Raw genomic sequence first — 16,619 nt, 5'->3', positions numbered from 1 at the left:
TGCATGCGGTCGCTTCTTCGTTCCTCGGCCCGTCCGACGCTCGCCCTGGCGACTCTCCTCGCGATGCTGGCCGGCGGCTCGCCCGAAGCCTCGGCCCAGGCGAACCTGCCGTACACGGACACGCCGAGCTTCCAGAGCCGGATCGATCCATACGGGATCAACTACAACGCCAGCGCCATGAGTTACGGCCTGCCGGGCGTGGGCGTCTCGCCGTGGAACCCGATCGTGCAGGCCCAGCTCAATCTGGGGATGCGGACCGCCCGGTACAACATGTACAACGCCTGGACGGCCTCGAATTACCAGGCCGCCAACCTGTACAACCAGCAGGCTGTGGCCCAGGCGCTCCAGAACCAGAAGATGATGGCGACCATGGCGCCCCGGTACGACGTCCGGACCCAGGAGCCGGCGTCGACGGCCGCGACGACCGACGACAACCAGGGCTTCAAGCCGCTTCCCAAGAGCCAGGTCTTCTCGCCCGACGGCAAGGTGATCTGGCCGAGTGGAGCCCCCGCGACCGGCGAACTAGGCAAGGAACGGGACGCCGCCGAGGCGGCGATTCTCACGGTCGTCAAGGAGTTCGCCTCGACCCGCCGGGCCACGATCGCCAGCGTCAGCGAGGCCAAGGAGCGGCTCTACGCCTACGGCAAGCCGGCCCTCCGCGACCTGAACCGCGAGAGCCGCCCCGACGCCGTTAGGCTGCTCCGATTCATGGCCAGCCTCGAATTGCTCCTCGACGCCATGGCCGGTGCCTGACCCCCAAGACTTGAGCGCCTACTCGAGCGGTCCAAGGCGGACGGTCCCCGCCCATCGCGATTCTGGCGATGCCTGCGCTTCGCGGCTGCCGCACGCTTTGCTCTGATCGTCCGCTTCGGCGGAGGCCTGTTGGAGCGGCGACGTCGGAGCGGCTCGGTCGACGTACGGTATCCGGCCCAACGAATTGATGATTAGAATATTTTGATGTCGGAAGATGATATGGAATTGAATAATGCCGGAGCTTTCGACGGTCCGCCCGCCCCTGGCGACGCCGGAAGTGCGGCGAACGCTCCCCGCTATGACGCCTTCATCAGTTACAGGCACATCGAGCCGGATCGCTCCTGGGCGAAGTGGCTGCATTCTGCGATGGAATCCTACCGCGTCCCGCGGAAGCTGGTGGCGGACTTGGGGATCCCTCCGCGTGTCCGCCGCGTATTCCGCGACGAGGAGGAGTTGGCGGCGTCGAGCGACCTGAGCTTCTCGATTGACGCCGCCTTGAAGGAATCGAAGTGCTTGATTGTCATTTGTTCGCCGAGGACGCGCGAATCGCGGTGGGTCAACGAAGAAGTCTTGCGATTCCGCCGGTTGGGTCGGCACGATCGCATCTTCGCGGTTTTGATTGAGGGCGAGCCCGGGGAATCGTTCCCGGATTCGCTGATTGAAGTAGGCGATCTTCACGCCGAGGGGAGCGTGACGGCTCACGTCGAGCCTCTCGCCGCGGACGTTCGGCCGACGGAAGGGAGCAGCCTGTGGCGCACCCGATCCCTGGCCAAACTCAAAGTGTTGGCGGCTGTTCTGGGGTGCTCGTTCGACGACCTGCGTCGGCGGGAGCAAGAGCGGCGCATGCGCCGATTGATCGCTTTGAGCGGAGTGCTCTCGCTCCTCCTGGTCACGATGACCGGCCTCGCCGGGGTGGCGTTGTGGCAGCGATCCGTCGCCGAGTATGAATCGCGCGTCGCCGAGTCTCGACGCCTGGCCGCGGAGTCGACGGTCGCCCTCTCCCCATTCCCCCAGCGCTCCGTGCTACTCGCATCCGAAGCCGTGCTGGCGAATTTGCGAGCGGGAGATTCTCCCCAGCCCGAAGCGGAGCAGGCCCTCCGCGTCGCAGTCGCCCGCGTCGGCGGTCGCACGATCGGAATTCACGACGCGCAGGTCCGTCAAGTGGTTGTGAGCGCCGACGGCCGTTGGTCGGTCAGTAGGGACGCCAGAGGGGCCTGTCGCGCGTGGGACCTGGGGGCGCCTCGCCCGACCAGCCGCCCCTTGGACGTCCCAGGCCTTCCGGGCGTCGCCACTTCGCTGGGCATGGCGCCGGCTGGGAGGAAATTCGTCATCGGCAGCGGCGAGGGGCCGGTTTTCGTTTGGGATTCGGGCCAAGGTCCTGGACTTACGCGAGCCAAGAAATACTCCGGCTTGCGATCGAGCGCGGTGACGGTGGCCATGGATCCAGGAGATCGATGGCTGGCGGCCGCATCGCGGGAATACCTTGTCGACGTGAGCAAAGAGGTCGTCGAATTACGGCTGTGGGACACAGCCAGTGAAGACGCCGAGTCAGGTTCCCGCGTCCTTGCGCGGATCGAGAGCAAGGCTTACGACCCCTCCGACTGGTCATTCGATCGAATCGATTTTTCCCCGGACGGGAAGTGGCTCGTGGCCTGGGGCGAATCCAGTTTGAAGACCGAGGCGCGTCTGTGGCCCGTCGGCGGCGGCGGGGAGCCGAGACCTCAGGTGTTGAAACATCCGAAGGGGCTCCTCTCGCAGCTCGCCTTCGATCGACAAGGCCGATGGTTGGCGACGGCCAGCGATTCGGAGGCGGCGGTGCGGGTCTGGCGGCTCGGCGCGACGACCCCCGCTTCCAAGATGATCATCCTGCCCGGTCAGAACGCCGTGGTGACCTCGATCGCCTTCAGTCCGGACGGCCGATACCTGGCGGGCGGCGGCGGGGACGGCCGGGTCCTCCTCTGGGATCTCGAGTCGCTCCTTCCTTCCTGGCAGCCTCGCCAGTTGGTCGGGCATGGATTCCCGATCGTCGGAATGACGTTCACGGGCGAGGGCGAACGGCTCCTGACCATCGGCCGCGATGGGCTGTTCCTCCTCTGGAGCGGTGTGAAGGCCGCCGGCCCGTTGACCGCCTCCCGTCTGGCCTCGCCGGCAGGTCGAGATTTGAGAGCGGTTCAGAATCTACCTTCGCGCTACCTCGCGACCAGCAGCGACGCCCGCTGGTTGGTCGCCGGCGAAGAGAACCAGGGCGCCGGACTTCGCGTATGGGACCTCGGCCGGATTTCGAACCACCTGGCTCAGGCCGAGAAGAATGCGAGAAACGCGAACGCCGCCCCATTCCTCCCCGAGGATCTCGGGTTCCTTGGGGTGACCCGCCTCAACGGGCACGACCTGAGCCTGGTTGACCTGACGATCGCCGGGGCCACGCCGCTGCTGGCCACGGCCGGTGGGGAAGGGATCATCCGGGCCTATGATCTGGAAGGCGGAGGACCTGCATCCTCACCGGTGACGTTCCGAAACACGAACTATGTGTCCGACCGAAACATCGCCTCGGCCGATCGCTTCATCACCGTGGATTCCGACGGAGGCGTTGAGACTCGCGTGCTTGCGAAACCTTGGACTGTCGCCTCCCGGACCAAGCTGGCCGGTCTTGGCGACCTCGCCGGCCTCGGAGCCGATAAGATTCGCATCGCCGATGACGGTCGGCTCGTCGCGGCCGGTTTTCGCGACGGAACGGTCAAGACCTGGAGATTGGACGAGCAGAATCCGGCCTCGGCGCGCGAGGCGACGGTCCTCGTCGGCCACCGCTATCCCGTCGGTCAGTTGACGATCGCCCCGGATTGCCGCTGGATCGTGGCTTGGGGCGCCGTCGTCGTCCCAAGCTTATGGGGACTGCCGGGCTCGACCGCACCGCCGGGACGTGTCGAGCTGCGCGGCCATCGGACTAGCGTCGCATCTTGCACGTTCCTCGGCGACGGTTGGCTCGTTACGGCCGATCGGGGCGGCATGATCATGGTCAGGGATCTGACCAATGCAGAGTCGATCTCCCATCCCGTGACGATCGCCCAAGGAACTCGCGTCACGGGACTGCAGAGCAGCAAGGATGGTCGGTGGCTCGTGGCGTATGGGGATAAAACCAAACTATGGGATGCATCGCTAGGATGGGGGCGGGGCGAACCCATGGTTCTTCAAGGCCACCTCGGGATCGTGAGGACTGCGGACTTCAGCCCGGACGGACGAATTCTGGCGACGGCCGGCGACGATGCCACCGTCCAGATCTGGGAGCCCGGGGTAGGCAGACGCTGGATTTTGAAAGCGCACGAACTGCCGATCGACTCGATACGCATAAGTCCTGACGGCCGATGGCTCGCCAGTGGGAGCCAGGACCAAGTCATCCGACTCTGGGACCTCCACGCCGCCGACCCGTCGCAGTCGGCCCGGTACATCGGGACCCTGGATACGACAGTCAATCGGATCTCGTTCAGTCCCGACGTGCGGTGGTTGATAGCCACAGATCTGAACGGCATGACAGGCTTTTGGCACACAGGGATCAAAGACCTGCTAGAAATCGCTGGGATGATCGCTGGGCGCAACCTCGCTCAGGCCGAGTCCCGACAATACTTTCCGGGCCAGGCGGCGCCCTTGACCTTCCCGGAGCTACCCGTCCCAGGGGAAGGTTTCCCTTATCGTCCTGTCGCAAGTTCCGTCCCAGGGGTGTTGGATGCGGAGAACATCCCCCTTGATGCAACGAGCGGCCCCCAGAAAGACGGCGGCAAGTAAATCCTTGGAGCGGCGTGTTGGTTCATCGCGCCATCCAAGCGTCTATGAAGACCTTGCGGCCCGCGTCAGTGACTCGTTCAGGTTTCAGAGCGACCTCAAGAGGGAGTCGTAGGAGTCCAAGGCGAGGGCCGCGCGGAAGCTGCTGGCCGCCAGGCTCGATCGCCTATTTGGCCTGCGCCATCAGGCGGTCGATGGTCGCCGTGACGTCCTCGTAGAGGTGGTCGGAGTAGCCGACGTGGACGTCGGCGACCTTGCCTTCCTGGTCGATGATCACCAGGGTCGGGAAGCCCTGAACGCCATACTTCCCGGCGAGATCCATCGATCGGAGCACGGGGTACGCGATGGCCATCTCCTTGACCACGAACCGGGCGTCTTTTTCCTCCTGGTCGTTGTTCACGCCGAAGACGGCGACGGGCTTGTCGTGGTAATGGGCGGCGACCCGCTTGACCTGCGGCATCGCCCGCATGCACCAGCCGCAGCCGCGATACCAGAAGTCGAGGACGACCACCTTGCCCCGGTATTGCGCCAGCGAGTGCGAATGGCCGTCAAGGTCCTTGATCTCCGAGGCCGTGTTCGACTTGGACAGGGCGCTGACGACTCGGTTGACGGCGGGGCTCTTGGTCTCAAGTGATCCCCACGCTGCGGCCGGCTTGCCGAGCAGGCCGGCGAACCGCTTGGCTTCGTCGACCTGGTATTTGGAGTACTTGTCGTGATCCTCGATCGCCTTGTCGAGGGCGGAGGCGGGGTCGGGTTCCGTCAACTTGGCGCGAGCGTCGGCCAGGATCACGCGGGCCTTCTTGATCAGCGATTCCGCCTCGCCGCCCGCCTTCGTGACCTTGGCCGTGAGTTCCTGGTAAGCGAGGTTCGCATCGAAGTAGCGATCCATCTCGGCGCGGAAAGTCGGCAGCCTGGCGGGGGCCATCTCGCTCACGGCCTTCAATTCCAGCTTCCCCTCCCCTTTCCCGGCCAGAAGTCGATAGCCGAATGTTCGGGCGATCTTCGCATGGGTGATCAGCCCCTTCGCGCGATCGAACTGATAAACACGGTGATTCTTGCCTTCGTAGGCCCTCTCCATGAACTTGGAATGGTCGGCTTCGAAGGTGAAAGGCTCGTTGACGCCCGAGGTCGACTTGTACTGGATCGTCGTCTCGTCCCGCGAGTCGATCGATCGCCAGCCGCCTGCGAGTTCCTGGTCGTTTTCAGGAAGGCGGGGAAAGATGAGGGAGGGATCGACGGGGAAGCCGAATGAGTGGCCGGGCGTGATCTTGCCGTCCGGAAAGACGTCGAAGCGGGCGAGACTCGTCGATATGGACTCGTTCGTCGAGCCCTGCTTGCTCTTGGAGTCCATGGATTGCCGTATGACGACGCGGGCGCTGCCGTCGTCGTTGCGGCCGACGACCCAGATCCGCGAGATCCACGTAGTCTCGCTGTGTTCATTGACTCCGTCGTACGACTGCCGCTCCTCGTAGTCGACGACCTGCCCGGGCTTCAGGACGTACCGCGGAACCTCCCCGGCGCCCGCCGCTCCGACCGCCGCCAACAACCCCGCCGCGAACCAGGACCGGACGATGGAAGTGAGCATCTCACTGCCTCCGCGTTGTCAATCCGAGCGATGGAGTCCGACATCTGTCGCATGGTAGCCTTCGCTCCGGCGGCGGTCAATTGTTCGGTCGGCGCGGCTTGAGAATTCGTTTGACACGCTGGGCTGGGACGGTACGATAAAGACACGTAGTCCCACCCCGCGTCGTCCCTGTCGAGACGCATTGGCCTGCGGTTGGCGCCGAGCTGTCGGCCCCCGATGAACGCGACATCGCCACCGTGTGCGAAATACTTCAGGCATCCTATGTGAAGAGGCCCTCGGGCCGACCGGCCGCCCACGTCGTCTCATCGACCGGGCCGGAGCGTCCTGCCGCGCGAGTCGCGTCGTGCTTGGGCGGGCCGCGGGGTCCTCGCAACGGAGAGGCGCGTAGCAAGCATGGGGCTCAAAGAACTGGTGCTGATCGCCCTGGTCACGTTGGTTCTTTACGGACGCTCGGGCGTGCTCAAGAGCGAGCGCGCCCAGACGGTCCTCCCGTGGGTCTCGCCAGTCCGTCGTCGCCCGCGCCCGGGGGCGCCGCCCAAAAGGAGCCGTTCCCGGATCGCCGGGGCCTTCCTGACGCGGGGGAACAAGCTCTACTGGGCCTTGACGATCCTGGCCGCGACCGCCGTCGGCGCCTGGATCGTCACCCGAACCCTGATCTCCACCGGCGCTTCGCATTGAAACGTGTGTCGCCGCCAACCTGACGCCGTCGCCCTTCGCGTGAATCGATACGAAAGAGACCGCCTGGCCCTGCCCCGACCTGACCCGAGGAACACCACCATGCTGCCTTTCGCTTTCCTGCCGAACCTTGGCACGACCGAACTCGTGATCGTCGCCTTCGTCTCCCTCCTGATGTTCGGCAACCGCCTGCCGAGCGTGATGCGGTCGCTCGGCAAGAGCGTCACCGAGTTCAAGAAGGGCGTGGCGGGGATCGAGGACGAGATCGATCAGGCCGTCACCGCCGACAAGAAGATCACGCCGCCGAACGACCTGGCGTAGTCGCGACGTTTCGATCCGAGTTCACCGAAATCACGCGACGAACCCCGTCGATCACGGAGCTTGCACCATGCTTCCCAATCTCGGTCCGATGGAAATGATCATCGTGATGGGGATCGCCGTTTTGCTGTTCGGCAAGCGGCTCCCCGAAGTGGGCCGTTCGCTCGGCAAGGGCATCGTCGAGTTCAAGAAGGGGCTCAGCGACGTCACCAGCGGCCTCGACGACGCATCGATCTCGAGCTACTCCTCGCCTTACCAGAGCGCGCCCAAGACCTACGACGCGCCCAAGGCCGAGGCGACGTACACCGAAGCCGCTCCCAAGTTCGAGGTCCCCGGCGCGGCGTCGACCACCGCGGCGACCGGCGCGGTCGAATACCAGCCGCCGGCGTCGAACTGACCGTCGATCGAATCAACGGGCCCGAGGTTCGCCGCTCAGAGGTACTCGGCGCGGTGGGCTCGGGCCTCTTCGCGGCGGGCGAGCCGGACGACCTGACGGGCCTCGGCGGCCTCGTCGCGGACGCGGTCGGCCTCGGTTTCCGAAAGCAGCCGGGGGACCGGGTGCGGGCGTTTGCCCTCGTCGTCGAGGGCGACGTAGAGGCCGTAACCCGAGCCCACCTTGCGCCGCTTGGGGTGGACGAGGGATTCGGCGTAGATCTCGATCAGGGCTTCGATCGATGTCCGGCCGACGTGAGTGACCTCGGCGACGATCTCGACGCGCTCGCCGACGTAGACCGGGCTGAGGAAGGTCATCGAGTCGATGGCGGCCGTCGTGATCAGCCCCCGGCCGACGTGTCGCAGGGCGGCCACCGCGCCGCATTCGTCGGCCATCCGCAGCATGACGCCGCCGTGCAGCGTCCCGAACGGGTTGGCCTGCCCCGGCTGGGTGATGATCGAAAGGGAAACACGAGACGCGGAAGCCGGGCGCGGGGCCTTGAGGTCGTCGCTGAGCGGCGCATCCATCGCGGGTTGGACTCCTTGGGTCGTCGAAGAGAGACAGCCGGCTGGTCGTTGTAGTATAACGGAACCGTCAAACGAATCGGCCGGGAGCCCCAGGCGCGCATGCTCGAAGATCAGTTGGACGAGTTGCTCGACTCGGTGCTGCTTGAGGCCGGCTGTTCGCTCGAACCGGGCGAGGAGTTCCGCCAGCCCGCGCTCGACGTGCTCCGCTATTACAGCCGGCAGGTCCGCGTGAGCTGGCCGCCAGTCGTCGGCAAGGCGCAGAGCGTCACGGTCGTGGTGCGGCAGCCGGTGGACATCGGATTTTCGGAGGCTGGCTATGGCCAGCTCATGACCCGCGCGGCGATGGCGGCGAGCAGCCGGTTCTCTCCCTGGCGAGGTCTGGCGATCGGCCTTTCGGTGGTCGTGCTGACTCCCGAGCCGATCGCGCCGGGCGACGACGAGACGCTCGGCCGAGTGCTGGCGGGCCCCTACCGACGGCTCCGCGCGGTGCCGTTCGGCCTGTTCCGGCTCAACCTCGGCCAGGAGGCGGCCTCGTTCGCCCTGGCGACCAGCGCCGACGCGCTGTTTCCCGAGGCCGAGCGGCTCGCCGACGCCTTCAGCGAGCACTTCCGCCGATTCGTGCCGTTCCTGGAAGTTTGACGAGGAAGGAAGGATCGCAACGTGGCGACGGACCAGGCGGATCGACAGATCGGCGCGGAATATCACGGACCCGTGACGGTCTCGACCTTCGGCGTGGAGGGCCGCGCGATCCGGCTGGTCCGGCCCTCCGACCCCGACCGGCTGCTCGACGATCCTTCGGTCCACGCCTGGAACCGCGAGGACGACTACATGCCCTACTGGGCCTACCTCTGGCCCGGCGCCAACATGCTGGCCGAGGCCGTGGCGCGGTGCTGGGGAGGCGTCGTCGATGCGCGGGAGTCGGAGGTGCTCGAACTCGGCTGCGGCCTGGGGCTCGCCGGCCTGGCCGCGATGGGCCTGGGGTTTCGCGTCTGCTTCAGCGACTACGACCCCGCCGCCCTGGCCTTCGTCGGTCGGAGCGTCCGCGAGAACGGCCTGGACCCCGATCGGTGCTCGACGCTCGTGCTCGACTGGCGGAGCCCGCCGCCGAGGCGGTTCCCCCGGATCATCGGGGCCGACGTCCTCTATGAGCGTCGACTGGTCCCGCTGGTCGCCGACGTCCTCGCCCGGATGCTCGCCCCGGGAGGCGAAGCCCTGCTCGCCACCCCCTACCGCGTCTCGGCCGAGGCGTTTCCGGCGGCCGCGGCGGAAGTCGGCCTGAGCTGTCGCGCCGAGGCGGTCGCCACCACCACCGAGACCGGCGCGAGCCAGCCGGGAACGATCTACCGCGTTTTCGCTCAGCCCTTGGGCTGATCGGATTCGGGGAACCGCTTTTCGAGGTCGTCGAGGTAGCGGTTAATCTGCTGCATGCTGTGGAGATGGGCTTTAGGGAACCGCCGTTCGAACCAGCTCTCGACCCGGCCGAAGGTCTTCGGCCAGAGGACCAGGCCGCCGGCGATCAATGCCGGTCCGCCGACGACGCCTGGGAGCGCCATGCCGAGCACGCCGACTGTTATCAGCATGACGCCGACCTCTTTGGGAAGGTCTTCGATCCGGTGGGCGTACGCGGCTTCGGCGTCCGGGGTCGCGGTCGGGTCGTTGATGGGGTCCGCTGGGGCGTTCATGGGATTCGGAAGACTTTCGATCAGGGCGTCCGCGGCGCGTCCGGGCGAGCCCGCCGCGAACGACGCCGGGGCGTGAACTGGGAGAGTCGGTGTTCCAGGCCGCGGATCGCGGAGGCATTGCGGGCGTAAGTGCTGTAGGTCGCCAGGTTGGTGACGATCACGGTGGTCATCGACGTGAAGCCCAGCAGGAACGCGCCGGCGACGCAGAACAGGTTCGGCAAGAGGGCTGAACTCTGGGCCGCCCGCATGCCTTCGAGCTGCGATCCGGCGACGTCGTAGAGCGCGGCGAGCTTGTCGAGATCGGGTTGAAGGAAGACGGCGACGGCCGGATTGCAGTCGAGGTCCAGGAGGTCGCGGGCGTCGAGGCCGATGGCCAAATCGGCCTCGCGGGCGGCGGCGGGACGGGCCAGGCAGTCGCCGACGTAGGCGATCGTCAGCCCCCGTTTGCGGCAGGCCCGGATCAGGTGGGCGACGTCGTCGTTCGAGAGCCCGGCTTCATGGAAGTCGACGCCCATCGCGTCGGCGAGCCGGCCCAGCCGCGCATCGGCGCGCTCGGAAATCAGGCCGATCGCCAGCGACCGCTCGGAACAGCCTCGCAGCTCGTGGATCGCCGCCGCGGCGGTCAGCCGGGACGAGCGCCGGAAGTGGATCAGGCCGGCGATCTGGCCGTCGACGCCGACCATCAGCGAGTCGAGCGGCGCTGCGGCGGGCGAGTCCGTTTCGTCGTCTCTCTCGGGCGGGCCGGCGGGTGGTTCGGGGAGGTCGCCGCCGAGGTTGCCGACCTTGACGGTCTGGTCCTCGACCCGCAAGGTCAGGTCGCCGCCGTACTCGATCGCGACGCCTTCGAGCGGCGGAATGCGACGCGCCTCGCACGCGGCCCGAAGCGCCGGCGATCGCTCGTCGTCGAGGTCGTGCAGCGCCGAGGCGGCGAACCGCAAGACCTGGTATTCGGAGTGGCCGGGAAAGACGCGGACCGAGGCGATCTCGGGCTCGGTCGCTTCGAGCGCCGGGTGGTGGTCGATCAGGAAGACGTCGACGTCGAGCAGCCGGCCGAGGGCGTCGGGGTCGCGGACGACGATCCCTTCGCGGACGCACTGGGCGATCGCCTGAAGGTTCTCGATCGAGGAGGCGTGCCCGGGACCCGAGGCGTAGTCGGTCCGCATCACGGCCAGAGCGGTTGGCGCGCCTCCGACGAGCAGGCCGAGCCCGGCGGTGGCCAGGGTGGGGACCACGGCGCGCTCGGCGAACCGCTGGCCGGCCGTCGCCTGAGTCTGGGCATGAGCCCCCGCCCGAGTCGCGGCGGTCGTCGCGCGGGCCAGGAGCGTCGCTCGCGACCGCTCACCCCGTCCCGCCGCGCCGACCTCGACGCCGATCTCGCCGGCCGTGACGATCGACCCCGCGTGGACGAGGTCGTCGGGCTTTTTCCGGCTTCGGCCCGAGACCCCCCGAACGATCCGCTCGTCGACCAGCGCGTGGCCCCGGACGATTTTTCCGTCGATCGGGATTCGCTCGCCGGCACCGACCAGGACGACGTCGCCGGGGCCGAGCCCGTGCACCGGCGCCGAAATCTCGACGCCGACGCCGGCGGCCAGGCGGGCGAACGGCTGGCGGTGGACGACCTCGCCCAGCAGCCCTCGCTGGGCGGCGGCGCTCTGCTCGTGGGAGCGGTGCTTCCAGTACCGCATCATCCAGCTCATCGTCGCCCAGGGAAGGAACCGATTCGTCGCCAGGGTGGCGGCGGCGATGCCCGTGTAAAGCACCGGCAGGCCGACGCGGCCTTCGGACACCTGCCGGGCGGCCTGGCCGAAGGTGCGAAGGTTGGTCCCGATCAGCAGCGCCGCCGTCACCGGCCACGCGGCGGGCAAGACGAAGTCGCTGACCGTCGCCAGCGCGATGGCCGCGTTGGCCGCGCCGAACTTCACCGGCGAGGGCGCGGCGGCTTCCTTGTAGCTGGCCTCCGTGAGGCCGGCGTCGGAGTCGTGGCCCTCGCGCGCGGCGAGTTCCAGTTCGCGGACCAGGCGTTCGACCCGCGTCCGCGACGGGTCAAAGCGGATCGTCAGGTCGTCGGTCAAGAGGCCCCGGCGGATGTGCAGGACCCCTTGCAGCTTCTCGGCCTGATGGGCGATCCGGACGGCGAACGCCGGGTCGGCGCTCATCGCCGCGTGTCGCAGCCGCGCCAGCCCCGGGCGGTCGCTGGCGACCTCCCACGACGAGATCAGGTCGTGGCAGCGGTGGAGCGTCCATTTCGGGCTCGCCGGGTCGGGCGCGATCAGGTCGAGCGTCGACTCGGTCGCGGCCGATCGGATTGCCGTCGCCATCCGTTGCAGCATGTCGACCGCCCCGCGCCGGCCCGGCTTGTAGCGGACCAGGGCCGTCGCCTGGCTGCGATCGACCTCGACGCTGCGAACGTCCTCGACGTGGAAGACGCGCCTCAGGAACTGCTCGGAGAGCGCGGATGCGCGCATCCCGAAGAGATCCTCATCGCGGAGCGTCAAGGTCCGGTCGCTCCAGACGACGTCGATCGGGCTCGAAGGGTTTGCGGACGCGGACTGGGCGGCATCGACGACCATGGAGCACGCTCGACGTATTCAGGAGGAACCGTGGCCGGATTCGCGGTCGTTCGCGAGTCGCGCCGCCGTCTCAGCCGCCGTGGTGGGCGGGCTTGTAGGCCGTCAACTCGCCGGAGTCGACCCAGGTTTCCAGCAGGCTGGCGATCTGGCTTTCTTCGCGGTCGAAGACGTTGAACAGTTTGCGGAGCTTGTTCCGCTGGCGATTCACTTCGATCCCGAAGTAGACGAGGATCAGCGAGCCGAGGAGCAGAGGCAGGACCGGGACTTCCGACTCATTCATGGCGTTCGTCCTTCAGACGGAGCGTGCGGGGGGCGGTCGAAACGACTAGATCAGCTCGATCGAGGCTTCCGAGGCCTCCTTGAGGATGCGGACCATGTTGCTCAGCCCCTCCTTGTGCAGCTCGCGCTGGACCTCTTGATCGAGGCGTTGGCTGGTGCGGTGGCACGAGATGAAGCGGAGGAACTGCTGAAGCTTGTGCAGCGCCTGGTCGGGGTTCTTGAGGAGCCCGAGGTTGAGGCGGAACCCCCGGTAGCGCTCGCCTTTCCTGCTATCGGCGTCCTCGGGGCAGTGGAGGTCGTAGACGACCAGGATCGGGTCGAGCCCGATGTGCTCGGGCGCGCTTTTGAGGATCTTGATCGACTGCTCGCGGGTGAGCACGTACAGCGGATCTTGGGGATGGAACTCGTGGATCAGCGGCAGATGCGCCTGGAGCACCCGCGACAGGTGGGTGTTCCAGCCGGTGTCGACCAGGAAGACATGGAACCGCGGGTTCTCCGAGTTCAGCGCCTCCAGGGGCTTTCGCGCCCGGAGGCGGAACCGTTTTCGGGGTTCGCTGGGGTGCTCAGATGTTGGGTCCATGGCCTCTTCCTATCGCGAGCTAGAGGTTCAGGTCGTCGGCGATGCTGTCGATGAACTGCACGGCGAGCTTGCGGTTTTGATCGGTGGCCATCATCTTGGCGGCCAGTGAGAGTTCGGCGTCGACCGTCAGCTTCTCCTGGTGGAACTGGATGACCAATGACAGCCACTTCGTCTTGATGGTCATCAGCTCCGGCTTGCTCGGGTGAAGCACCAGCTCGGAGGGGACGGGGATCTCGTGCCGCCGCTTGTGATACTCGGAACGGACCGCCTCGAGCGCGCCGTCGTCGAGCGGGCGCCGGAGCGGGCGCTCATAGAGCTTCTCTTTCCAGGCCATAAGCTTGCCTCAGCTCCTGTTCGTGCTTCTTCTCGGCCTCGATCTGGGCGATCTTCCGCAGCGGCGCCATACCGTTGGCCAGCGCGCCGATGGCCGCGACGTTGTTGGTGAGCACCGACGCCATGATCCCGAAGCCCATCGTGAAGACCCCCGCGATGCAGGCGATGTTGGGGACGAGGATCATCTTCCAGCTTCGCTTGACGTTGCGGTCGAGGTCGCGGGAGATGTCGCGGAGGTCGCAGAGCTTGGAGAGCCCCTGCTCCATGAAGACGATGTGCGCCGTGTCGGTGGCGATCGACGACGCGCCCCGCAGCGAGATCGACACGTTGGCCTTCTTCAAGGCGATCGAGTCGTTGATGCCGTCGCCGACGAAGCAGACCTTCCGGCCTTCCTTCTGGAGCTTCTCGACGTAGTCGGCCTTGTCGGCCGGCAAGACCTGGGCGAAGTAGCGGTCCATGCCCAGCGACTCGGCCAGCTTTTTCGTGGGCGCTTCGTGGTCGCCCGAGATGATCGCGATGTGCTTGATCCCCCGGTCGCGAAGCCCCTTGATGATGTCGCGGACCTCGGGGCGGACGGCGGCGTGCAGCGCGATTGCGCCGCCGACCTGGTCGTCGACGCCGACCATGACCATCGTGTGGCCTTCGCGGTGGGCCTCTTCGAGCGCCTCGCGGATGGCGTTGCACATCGGCAGGCCTTCCAGCTCCATGAACCGCTTGCTGCCGACGCGGATCGTCCGGCCGTCGACGTTCACGGTGATGCCGTAGCCCACCTTGTACTGGCTGTCGTCGGTCTCGGGGAGTTCGAGGTTCCGCTCCTGGGCCTTGTGGAGGATCGCCAGGGCGATCGGGTGGTGGAACTTCTTCTCGGCCGCGGCCGCGTACAGCAAAATCTGGTCGTCGGTGCAGCCGGGGCCGCTGACGATCAGGCCGACCTCGGGGCGTTCGCGGGTCAGGGTGCCGGTCTTGTCGAACAGGACGGTGTCGATCTCGTTCATCAGCTCGAGCGCGCGGCCGTCCTTGACCAGGATGCCCTTGCTCGCGCACAACGCCAGAGTCGAGAGCATCGCCAGCGGGGCCGCCATCCGGATTCCGGTGCCGAAGTCGCTGTTGAGCACCGCGACGGCGCCGGCGGGCCCCATCGTGGCCATGCCGATTGCGCCGATGGTCAGGGTCGGAATCACCGCCCGGTCGGCCAGCCGCTCCCCCTTGTGCTGGGAGTTGAGCTTGTAGCCGGCGGTATCGGTCAAGATCCGGCTGATCTTCGCCGAGGCCGTCTCGCTGCCCGACTTCTCCACCGAGACCAGCATCTTGCCGGCGACCATCAGGGTCGAGGCGAAGACGCGGTCTCCCACCCCCTTCTCGGCGGGGGTCGACTCGCCGGTCAGGGCGTGCTGGTCGACCATCGCCAGCCCCTCGGTGATGATGCCGTCGACCGGCACCACCTCGCCGGTGTTGACCACGATCACGTCGCCGGCTTGCAGCCGGTCGAGCGAGACCTGCACTTCCACGCCGTCGCGATAGAGCCAGACGAACCGCGGCTGCTTCCCGAACGCGTTCAGCAGCAGCTTCTTGCTGTCGTCCTGCGTCTTCTTGACCAGGACCTGGCCGAACCCGAGGCACCAGCAAAGCACCGCGCCGGGGAAGATCGACATCGTCCCCAGACATCCCAGGACGACGATCGCGTCGAGGACGTCGACTCCCAGCCGCCGTTCCTCGACGATCACCGCGCGGGCGCTCTTGAAGGTCGGGATCGACGTGTAGGCGAACAGGACCGCCGCCGCCGGCAGCAACACCGGCGCGGCGAATTGGGCGACGGCCGCCACCGGCATCGAGATCGTGCAGATCGGCAGGTGGAGGTCGGGCTTGTCCTTCGTCTCGGGATGGTCGGCGGCGGCGAGCGCCCCGTCGATGATCTCGATCACCTGGTCGCGGGTCAGCGCGTGAATGTCGTACTTGACCAGGACGGTGCTGGTCAGCGGATTCGTCTTGTACGAATCGACCCCCAGCACGCTCATCAGCTCGCGCTCGATCGCCTGGCAGAGTTCGGCCTTGCGGTGGATCGCCGGGTTCATGAGCCGGAGCCGGCCGGGAAGCTCGTGCTTGATCTCCCAGTCGGTGACCACCGACCCGTACCGGAAGAACCGGACCCGCCCCTGGGCGTTGCGGACCGGCGTAACCTTGGTGATCGCGACGCCGTGATGCTCTCGACCGTCGGCCGCCGCCCGGCCGTTCGCGCTGTGCGGGGCGCGGCCGTTCGCGGGGGCCGTCGTCGCCTGCCCGTTCTTGACCCGGTCCGGGTCGAGGAAGCCGGAGATCCGGTTGACGACGTCGTTGAGCTTGTGGGCCTCGGCGCGGAAACGGAGGTCGGCGTGGGGGACCTCGACGCCGTCGCGCGGTGAGTTGATGGTGACGTCCTCGATCTCGGCGGCCTGGAAGACCCGTTCGAGGAACCGTCGGCAAGCGTCGTTGCCGGGCTCGGCGAACAGGGAGCGACTCTGGAGCCGGATCGCCCCGCGCGCCGGGAAGCTGACGGCGAGGTCCATCGGAGTTGGGGCGGTGGTCTCTGTCATGGGCTTGCTCGTCCGTTCCGTTCCGCGGAGGAAATCCGTTCAGGCCGGGCGAATTCGCCGCCGGCCGCGAACGAGAAAAATGCCTGGGAGCGAGGGAACCGACCGTCACCAATTGGAGAGCCGGAGCAAGGCGCGAAAGCGGACCCGGACGCGAGCGACCGTCCCCGGACGAGACGCCGCGGCGTCGATGGTCAGGTGGCCTTGGCCTCGGCGGCCCCCGCGGCGGCGGTCTCGGATTGCTTCATCTCGGCCATCGCGTCCTGCACGGCTTCGACCTTTTCAGCCACCTTCTTGGCCATCTCGGCGTACGATTCGCCGAACGCCGAGCCCGCGCCGGCCAGCGCGCCGGAGAGAAGTGGGCCGAATTTTTCCTTGAGCAGCGGAAAGTTCGCACCGGCCGTGGCGCCAATCACCAGCCCGGCGGTGAAGAACATGGCTTCGGATCGGGTCATGGGCATCGAAAGTCACCTCTGGCGCCGAAGATCAAGACAGAATCGGCAAGCAGCGTCCACGTATTCAACACTATCGAAAACGCTGTTC

At 66.9% G+C, this 16,619-nt stretch carries 16 protein-coding genes and 1 pseudogene; 8 read left to right on the top strand and 9 right to left on the bottom strand.

Annotated elements, in window-relative coordinates; translation table 11 throughout:
* Positions 1-3: 3 nt before the first annotated feature.
* The 3 genes and pseudogenes from BSF38_RS13910 to BSF38_RS13905 all read left to right on the top strand — a co-directional run bounded on the left by BSF38_RS13910 (position 4) and on the right by BSF38_RS13905 (position 4,530).
* Positions 4-753: a hypothetical protein gene (locus tag BSF38_RS13910; protein WP_076346522.1), complete on the top strand. Its 750-nt coding sequence runs from the start codon at positions 4-6 to the stop codon at positions 751-753.
* 204 nt (positions 754-957) lie between these two features.
* A pseudogene (locus BSF38_RS32655) lies at positions 958-1,419 on the top strand (toll/interleukin-1 receptor domain-containing protein); the annotation flags it as partial.
* A 177-nt stretch (positions 1,420-1,596) separates the two neighbouring features.
* Positions 1,597-4,530 (top strand): WD40 repeat domain-containing protein, encoded by a 2,934-nt coding sequence (locus BSF38_RS13905; RefSeq protein ID WP_237170877.1) that lies wholly within the window; start codon positions 1,597-1,599, stop codon positions 4,528-4,530.
* Between the two features lie 163 nt (positions 4,531-4,693).
* Here the strand turns inward: BSF38_RS13905 and BSF38_RS13900 are convergent, their stop codons facing one another.
* Entirely contained in the window at positions 4,694-6,112 is a 1,419-nt protein-coding gene (locus BSF38_RS13900) for a TlpA family protein disulfide reductase (protein WP_076346518.1), read from the bottom strand.
* Between the two features lie 393 nt (positions 6,113-6,505).
* Between BSF38_RS13900 and BSF38_RS13895 the strand changes: the two genes are divergently transcribed.
* From BSF38_RS13895 to BSF38_RS13885, 3 genes are all read left to right on the top strand, one after another.
* Entirely contained in the window at positions 6,506-6,790 is a 285-nt protein-coding gene (locus BSF38_RS13895) for a hypothetical protein (RefSeq protein ID WP_076346516.1), read from the top strand.
* Between the two features lie 99 nt (positions 6,791-6,889).
* Positions 6,890-7,108, top strand: a complete 219-nt coding sequence (locus BSF38_RS13890; protein WP_076346514.1) for a Sec-independent protein translocase subunit TatA/TatB — start codon at positions 6,890-6,892, stop codon at positions 7,106-7,108.
* Positions 7,109-7,175: 67 nt separating this feature from the next.
* On the top strand, positions 7,176-7,502 hold the full coding sequence (locus tag BSF38_RS13885) for a Sec-independent protein translocase subunit TatA/TatB (protein ID WP_076346512.1): 327 nt from the start codon (positions 7,176-7,178) through the stop codon (positions 7,500-7,502).
* Between the two features lie 35 nt (positions 7,503-7,537).
* Here BSF38_RS13885 and BSF38_RS13880 read toward each other — a convergent pair whose 3' ends face one another.
* Positions 7,538-8,065, bottom strand: coding sequence for an acyl-CoA thioesterase (locus tag BSF38_RS13880; protein ID WP_076346510.1), 528 nt, complete (start codon positions 8,063-8,065; stop codon positions 7,538-7,540).
* 99 nt (positions 8,066-8,164) lie between these two features.
* Here BSF38_RS13880 and BSF38_RS13875 point away from each other — a divergent pair, with 99 nt between their 5' ends.
* A complete protein-coding gene (locus tag BSF38_RS13875) occupies positions 8,165-8,704 on the top strand; it encodes a hypothetical protein (protein ID WP_076346508.1) in 540 nt (179 codons plus the stop codon).
* A gap of 21 nt (positions 8,705-8,725) precedes the next feature.
* The gene (locus BSF38_RS13870) at positions 8,726-9,436 is read left to right on the top strand and encodes a class I SAM-dependent methyltransferase (protein WP_076346506.1); all 711 of its coding nucleotides are present in this window, start codon (positions 8,726-8,728) and stop codon (positions 9,434-9,436) included.
* On the opposite strand, the gene BSF38_RS13865 is transcribed toward BSF38_RS13870, so the two are convergent.
* From BSF38_RS13865 to BSF38_RS13835, 7 genes are all read right to left on the bottom strand, one after another.
* Positions 9,421-9,747: a hypothetical protein gene (locus BSF38_RS13865; RefSeq protein WP_076346504.1), complete on the bottom strand. Its 327-nt coding sequence runs from the start codon at positions 9,745-9,747 to the stop codon at positions 9,421-9,423. The two genes, BSF38_RS13870 and BSF38_RS13865, sit on opposite strands and share 16 nt — an antisense overlap.
* 20 nt (positions 9,748-9,767) lie before the next feature.
* Positions 9,768-12,317, bottom strand: a complete 2,550-nt coding sequence (locus BSF38_RS13860; RefSeq protein ID WP_076346502.1) for a P-type ATPase actuator domain-containing protein — start codon at positions 12,315-12,317, stop codon at positions 9,768-9,770.
* A gap of 70 nt (positions 12,318-12,387) precedes the next feature.
* Positions 12,388-12,597: a hypothetical protein gene (locus BSF38_RS13855; protein ID WP_076346500.1), complete on the bottom strand. Its 210-nt coding sequence runs from the start codon at positions 12,595-12,597 to the stop codon at positions 12,388-12,390.
* A 45-nt stretch (positions 12,598-12,642) separates the two neighbouring features.
* Positions 12,643-13,176, bottom strand: coding sequence for a hypothetical protein (locus tag BSF38_RS13850; protein ID WP_076346498.1), 534 nt, complete (start codon positions 13,174-13,176; stop codon positions 12,643-12,645).
* Between the two features lie 19 nt (positions 13,177-13,195).
* Positions 13,196-13,510 (bottom strand): hypothetical protein, encoded by a 315-nt coding sequence (locus tag BSF38_RS13845; protein ID WP_076346496.1) that lies wholly within the window; start codon positions 13,508-13,510, stop codon positions 13,196-13,198.
* Positions 13,485-16,079 carry a heavy metal translocating P-type ATPase gene (locus BSF38_RS13840; protein WP_210405719.1) on the bottom strand — a complete coding sequence of 865 codons (2,595 nt, stop codon included), beginning with the start codon at positions 16,077-16,079 and terminating at the stop codon, positions 13,485-13,487. The genes BSF38_RS13845 and BSF38_RS13840 overlap by 26 nt, the downstream gene beginning before the upstream one ends.
* A gap of 191 nt (positions 16,080-16,270) precedes the next feature.
* The gene (locus tag BSF38_RS13835; protein ID WP_145952118.1) at positions 16,271-16,513 is read right to left on the bottom strand and encodes a hypothetical protein; all 243 of its coding nucleotides are present in this window, start codon (positions 16,511-16,513) and stop codon (positions 16,271-16,273) included.
* Positions 16,514-16,619: the final 106 nt, after the last annotated feature.

It is taken from the genome of Paludisphaera borealis (assembly GCF_001956985.1).
Taxonomy (GTDB): domain Bacteria; phylum Planctomycetota; class Planctomycetia; order Isosphaerales; family Isosphaeraceae; genus Paludisphaera; species Paludisphaera borealis.
Note: the sequence above shows the minus strand (reverse complement) of the source record. Positions and strands in the feature narration are given on the sequence as shown.